This window comes from Mesorhizobium silamurunense, from assembly GCF_014843825.1.
Lineage (GTDB): Bacteria > Pseudomonadota > Alphaproteobacteria > Rhizobiales > Rhizobiaceae > Mesorhizobium > Mesorhizobium silamurunense.
Map to the genome: position 1 here is coordinate 1 of NZ_JHQR01000074.1, position 6,263 is coordinate 6,263.

Consider the following 6,263-nt stretch of genomic DNA (forward strand, 5'->3'; position numbering starts at 1 on the left):
ACATCGACCGGCAGAACGGAACGTGGAGATAGAGTGACACTGGTTCGTCAGCCGGTAGGTCCCCGAGCCATTTCTCATAAGTCTGGGCACCGATCGCTGCGGAGAACTCCGGCACAGTCGGATAGATGGTGTACCAAGGCAGGCGAGCCTCGCGATATTTTGTCAGGATTGAGGTCTGCAACAGTTTCCTTCCTATGCTGATAACCATCATCCTTACCGCTTCGCTCTCCTGTGTCTCTGCGTTATGTCAAATCATTCGCTTTGGCGCGAACCTTGTATTTTGCCAATGGGAATGCTCACGCGGGCGATGTCGCCGATCAGTCTTGGCTGGATGGCGAGGGTATGAACACTTGGCCGGTCAGCCATAAGCGCCATCGCTTTCCCGCCGAGACCATCTCGCACGCCGTTTGGTTCTGCCATCGCTTTCGCTTCAGTCTGCGCCTGGTCGCAGAGATTCTGCTGGAGCGCGGCATTGCCATATCCCACGAGACGATACGGCGTCGGGACCAGACTTTGCTCGCCAGCTGGCTCGTAAGACGCCCTCGCGTAGCGATATCTGGCATCTCGATGAGCTCGTGGTATCGACTGCCGGCCATAGGCATTGGCAGTGGACCGCCGTCTATCAGAACGGGAATGTGCTGAACGAGATCGTCCAGGTCCGCCGCAATGCTAAGGCTCCCAAGCGCCTACTGACCGGTTGCTGAAGGCAGGGCTGCGCCCTCAAGGGGCATGATCATCGACAAATCGCGCTCCTAGGTGGTGCCGCAAGTCGAGCATCGCTCGCACAGGGGAACTTAACAATCGTGCCGAGAACTCGCGAGGCATGCGCCGCCCTGTCGGCGCAGTCGAGAATGGACGACACTTCGAGCGAACACATCAGCTCATGTGCGTCGCGCGCGACAAGGGCGGTTTCGAGATCATCCCTGCGGGATGCCGTCTTCACGCCGCGTCGGTGCCAACACGCGCTTGCGCTCCGCCTTGACGAACTCGCTGTCGAAATCCGGAAGATTGGTTTCCAGCGCGACTTCGGCAGCGTGCTCGCCGGCGACGGCCCCATTGGTGAAGGCGCCGAGCATATAGTTGTGTGGCACGCTCGCCATGTCGCCGCGGCGTACCCCTTGCCCGACTGTAGTTCGTTGTAGAATTCCTGCATCATCTGTCCAGACCAGTAGTCGCTTCGATGAAGCGATTGCCTTCACTGTTGGCGCTATAGGCTCCGAACGGACCGGCCACGTAAGCGCAAGCCGGGCCGTTATAGTCCTTGATCAGCGGATTGATCTGATAGCATTCGAGATTCGCGAGCGCGGCACCCGCATGATAGGCCATGGCATAACCGTCACCGGATTGGTCGGATTCTCATAGGTTCCGAAGAGATAGCCGGCATGCGGCAATCCGAGCCGGCCCGCCGCGCCCATGCAGAGGATCACGGTCTTGGCACGCAGCACGAGGAATTCAGCCGTGCGTTGTGGCGCCCGCGATCCTGCCGTCGTTGGCAGTCAACAGGCGCGTTACCATGAAGCGGTTGGAGACCAATATCCTTTTGCGCCTGATCTGACGGTAGAGCGCCTTCTTGACGGTATCGCCATTCGGCATCGGCAGCTTGTCATAGCAGCGCGAGGCATATTTGAAGACCGGCGCCTGATCGACAATGCCGTCATTGGCGATCGTGATGTCCTTGGTGTATTGCTCGGGCGTCGCATATCCTGGGACGACGGCGTTGTTCAGCCCGTCCATGCCCATGCAGATAGCTCCGGAACTCTTTCACATTGGCCTTTTCGAGCAGGACGACATTCAGAGCGGGATTTTTCTGCTTCGCCTTGAGCGCCGCCATCGGTCCGGCCGTGACGCGGCAGTGACCTTGAGCTCAAGAGGTATCACGGCGTTCCCTGATGGTTCGCCCCATCTTAGGGATCAGCGGAACATGGACACGCAATAAATTGCCTGCGTTCAGCATGCTTATTGAAACCGCGACAAGTCCGGCTTGCCGCATTGCGTCTGAGGGGAGCCTCGAACCGACAGCTTCGCCTTTGCACTTGCCGAAAATCCGTGGACCGGCATCCGCCTTCCATCTGCATCGCAGCAGCCGTTATCTTCTGGCTCTGATTAATGAGTCCTGGCCCCGGTTTGTCAGTGGCGAAAGATAACACTTATAAAGGATTACCTGACATCGTCATCTTGTGCACTGCGCCTCATCAGGGTGATTTCACCAGGAATGCTACAGGTACTTATGCACACGTATTGGCGGGTTAACGTGCTGCATCTCCAGAACAATATTCTCGAAATGATCGCCAGGGGCGAAACGCTCGAAGCGACGACGGACCGTCTTTGCCGCCAGATCGAGAAACTGTTGCCGGGCGTCTGGTGTTCCGTTCTGCGCGTTGACGGTAATGGCTTGTTGCATCCCCTCCCAGGTTCCAGCTTCCCGAATGAATATATGGCTCTTCTCGACGGCCTGATGATCGGCCCGCTTGTGGGCTCCTGCGGCAGTGCGGCCTATCTCGGAATGGCCGTGGCTGCGAAGGACATCGCGACCGACCCGCGCTGGGTCAGCTTCAAGGAGCCAGTCCTGGCGCTGGGCCTGAAGGCCTGCTGGTCGAGCCCGATCTGCGACGCCGCGGGCGCTGTGCTCGGCACCTTTGCCCTGTACTTTACGGAGAAGCGCGGCCCCACCCCGCGCGAGGAGGAGGTCGTCGCCTCGTGCACCTCCCTGTGCGCCATCGCGCTTGAGCGTCACCAGCGGGTCATCGAGGGCGAGCGCGGCGCCTATGTCGATGCCCTCACCAACCTGCCGAACCGGGCGAGTTTGGACGTCGCCCTGGAGCGGCTGTCCTTTGGCCAACCTAGCGCCTGGGCGGTCCTGATCATCGACCTCGACAACCTGAAGACCATCAACGACACTTTCGGCCATGCGGCCGGCGATGCTTTGCTTCAGGTGGTAGCGTCGCGTCTCGCCGAAAGCGTGGCGCCTGACCGTGTGTTCCGCATGGGCGGCGACGAGTTCGCTGTGATCCTGCAGCGAGCCGGAGCGCCCGCCGACATCGAGAGCACGGCGCGTCATATTCTCGACACTCTGGCTGTGCCCGCCGACTGCGACGGGCACATGATCCTGGCACAGGCTACCATCGGCGGCGCAGTGCTGTCGGCGGGGGACGTCGATGCGAAAAGCGTGCGCCAAAACGCCGATTTCGCGCTCTACCACGCCAAGGAAACTTCGCGGGGCGGCTTCGTGCTGTACTCGCCGGGAATCGGCAGCGCAATCAAGACCCGAATCGAGGTGATCCGCGATGTCGACGCGGCTTTGCGCGAAGGCCGGATCGACGCGTTCTATCAGCCGATCCTGCAGCTCGACACCCGCGTGATCGTCGGCATGGAGGCCCTATGCCGCCTTCGCAAGCCGGATGGCGAGGTCGTTTCCGCCGCTGCTTTTCATCAGGCGACCTCCGATGTCAGCGTCGCCTCGCATCTGACGGAACGCATGATGGCGATCGTCGCAGCGGACGCGCGCTCGTGGCTGGATCAAGGTATTCCGTTGCAGCATGTCGGCATCAACATTACCTCAGCCGATTTTCATAGCGGCACGCTTTACGCGCGTCTCGAAGCCGCCTTCGGCCGCGAGAACGTTCCGTTGAAGCATATCATTTTGGAGGTAACGGAGTCGGTCTATCTCGGCCAGCGCGATCCGGTCGTCGCTCGGGAGATCAAGGCGTTGCGAGCCCATGGCCTGCGTATCGCACTCGATGATTTCGGGACCGGCTTCGCTTCGCTCACGCATTTGCTGACGGTGCCGGTCGATATCGTCAAGATCGACAAATCCTTCATTGATCGCCTTGTCCAGGGAGATCCGAGCCTGGCCATCGTCGAGGGCTTGGTTGGCATCGCTCGCAAGCTCGACATCCAGGTCATCGCCGAAGGCATCGAGAACGAAGCCCAGGCCGTTTTACTTGCAGAGATCGGGTGCCAACTCGGTCAGGGGTATCTGTTTTCGCAAGCGGTACCACGTCAAATAGCGAAAGACCTTTTGAAGCGGTTCGGGCGACCACCTGCTGAGGAAACCAGGGTGGCGAGCGGCATAGCGAACCCAATCGATCTGATTGCCTGACAGAAATCCTTCCTGGGATAGCTTAGGTTGGGCCGAGGTCGTGGCGACCATCACCGCCGCTGCGAGTGAGTGTCTCCACTCTTCCGATCTTAAGCGCGGCCTCTTTCATACCCCTCCTTTGTCCGATGGAATGTGACAGAATGGGCTGCAATTTGCTGACGCAGTCGGAGCTCGCTGGACACATGCTCAGCACGACATGCCCTGCAAGCAGCACATAGAATTAGCGCGCCTCGGACTCCCGCTCAAGATCGGCGACTCCTTCGCAAACCGTACGGACCGGGGGTCCTTGAGAACGCTGTCGAGTTCCGCGGAGTTCAGGCCCCCGAACAGCGACAGTCGCGCGATAACCGAGCGGTCAAGCGGCAAACTCAGCTCCTCATGACTCCACAGCGGCGCCAGGCGGTCCAGCTATATTTCGCGCACCAGTTGCGCCAGCGCAAATCGCTAGCCCGCGCCGTGGGCCAGAAAATTGCAACGGTTGAAGCCGTGACGCACTCAAGAAAGGACTTTCCCATGAAACTTCGCCTGATTACCGCCGCCGCCGCCGCCCTGCTCGCTCTTGCCGGCGCCGCAAATGCCGAGGAACACATTGTCCAGTTGCTGACAAAGGGAGACGAGGGTTACATGGCCTTCCAGCCCAATTTCATCAAGGCGGCACCGGGCGACACGATCAAGTTTGTGCCTGGCGACAAGACCCATGATGTCGAAACCATCAAGGGAATGATCCCTGACGGCGCCCAAGAGTTCAAGGGCAAATCAGGTGAAACGACCACCGTCACGCTGACGCAAGAGGGCGTCTACGGCGTGAAATGCAATCCGCATTACGGCATGGGCATGGTGGCGCTGATCGTCGTCGGCAAGCCCGTGAACCTCGACGCGGCGCAGGCCGTCAAGCATATCGGCAAGGCCAAGACCGTATTCCCAGACCTGTTCAGCCAGGTGACGAAGGCGAAGTGATCCCAGGCGAAGGCCGGACGACCGAGAGGTCCGTCCGGCCTTCGCCAAAGCCAGAAGGCTCCGGGGATCCATCGGTCGCTTCAGCACCGCATCCTTTCCACCCTTGCCATCCGGGCGACCAAGAGTTTGTTAGGGCCAGAAAGGAAGGTCCGCCTACTGCCGATAGGCCGGAAAAACCGCGACGACAGCCAGCTACAACTTCGGAAAATACGTAGCACGGGCTTCCCCTCCGGACACGGGATACTTCCCAGATCGGCCACGTCAACCTCTCCGAGGCGTCCTCGCTTCGGTTTGCCCGTGTCGATCTTCTCAGCCTTGCGAAAATCACTTTGTCCGGATCTGATTGGCAAGCTGGCGCCCGGGATCACGACCAGCTTCGCCACGACCGAGGCGTGGCCCTCCGCCCTAACGATGACGCTTACGGCCTGGGCCAAGCTCCAAGAGCCGCATGCCCGACCTCGCTCGTGACTATTATGTCGGCGTCAGTGGGGCATCTCGCCTGACGTACCGAGACGGTGCCGCCGCAAGATGTCTCAATCTCGAGGTTTCTTAGCAAACAAAAGCTGTCGCCATTGAACGAAATTGTCGCGTATCGAACAGACGAACCACATCCTAAACGTTTGCTTTTCGTGTTCAGCTTGACCCTCAAAGCCAAAAAGAATGAAGCGCGACCAAAGTGCGCCGGCCAACTTGGGGGTCAGCGCGCAGCTACGTCTTGGGATGGCACGTCATTTGCACAGTCAACTTTGGAAGCCGTTGTGACGGTCTACCCAGAACTAGCGGAGATGACCATAGCGATTGGCTCAGTGCTGAATTCCCCCGAGGCAACCGAAGACTTTAGCTGAAGAGCTGCGTCTAGGCGCAGCGAGCCGAGGCATAAGAGCTGCAGTCATGTTGCGCCTTTTTGAGCCTAACTCAGATCGGCTCTCTAGTGCTCCAGGTCATGTATGAATTCTACAACTCACCTAACCGTACGAATGCCCAGTACTGCAGAAACCAATCTTCGTTCAGACACAAATAGGACAGATGTCAAAAATCTTACGTTAGCTTCGTCAACTTTGTTCTTGAACAATTTTCGTTCTTTGACGTCCTTCCCTCCCTTTTTAATCTTTGAACGGAGATCAAGAATGAACATCACGAGCATTCTTCTCGGCTCAGCTGCGGCCCTGATCGCAGTCTCCGGTGCTCGCGCCGCCGACGCGGTGAC

Annotated in this window: 4 protein-coding genes and 3 pseudogenes; 3 read left to right on the forward strand and 4 right to left on the reverse strand. The window is 59.0% G+C overall.

Going from position 1 to position 6,263, the window contains the following annotated elements; genetic code table 11:
• Together DH10_RS36255 and DH10_RS09155 are read right to left on the reverse strand one after the other, a co-directional pair.
• Positions 1-181 (reverse strand): annotated as a pseudogene (locus DH10_RS36255) (coproporphyrinogen III oxidase); the annotation flags it as partial.
• Between the two features lie 71 nt (positions 182-252).
• Entirely contained in the window at positions 253-420 is a 168-nt protein-coding gene (locus tag DH10_RS09155; protein WP_192245607.1) for a hypothetical protein, read from the reverse strand.
• On the opposite strand from DH10_RS09155, the pseudogene DH10_RS38145 reads away from it, so the two are divergent.
• Positions 343-817: pseudogene (locus DH10_RS38145) on the forward strand (IS6 family transposase); the annotation flags it as partial. The gene DH10_RS09155 and the pseudogene DH10_RS38145 overlap by 78 nt on opposite strands.
• Here DH10_RS38145 and DH10_RS09165 read toward each other — a convergent pair.
• Positions 818-1,843 (reverse strand): annotated as a pseudogene (locus DH10_RS09165) (FAD-binding protein); the annotation flags it as partial. It abuts the pseudogene before it with no gap.
• A gap of 384 nt (positions 1,844-2,227) precedes the next feature.
• On the opposite strand from DH10_RS09165, the gene DH10_RS09170 reads away from it, so the two are divergent.
• Complete coding sequence (locus DH10_RS09170) at positions 2,228-4,099, forward strand: sensor domain-containing phosphodiesterase (RefSeq protein WP_192384623.1); 1,872 nt, start codon at positions 2,228-2,230, stop codon at positions 4,097-4,099.
• A 513-nt stretch (positions 4,100-4,612) separates the two neighbouring features.
• A complete protein-coding gene (locus DH10_RS09175) occupies positions 4,613-5,056 on the forward strand; it encodes a pseudoazurin (RefSeq protein WP_192245634.1) in 444 nt (147 codons plus the stop codon).
• 961 nt (positions 5,057-6,017) lie between these two features.
• Here DH10_RS09175 and DH10_RS36260 read toward each other — a convergent pair.
• Positions 6,018-6,263: hypothetical protein (locus tag DH10_RS36260; protein WP_210327771.1), on the reverse strand; the 246-nt coding region annotated here is incomplete at its 5' end.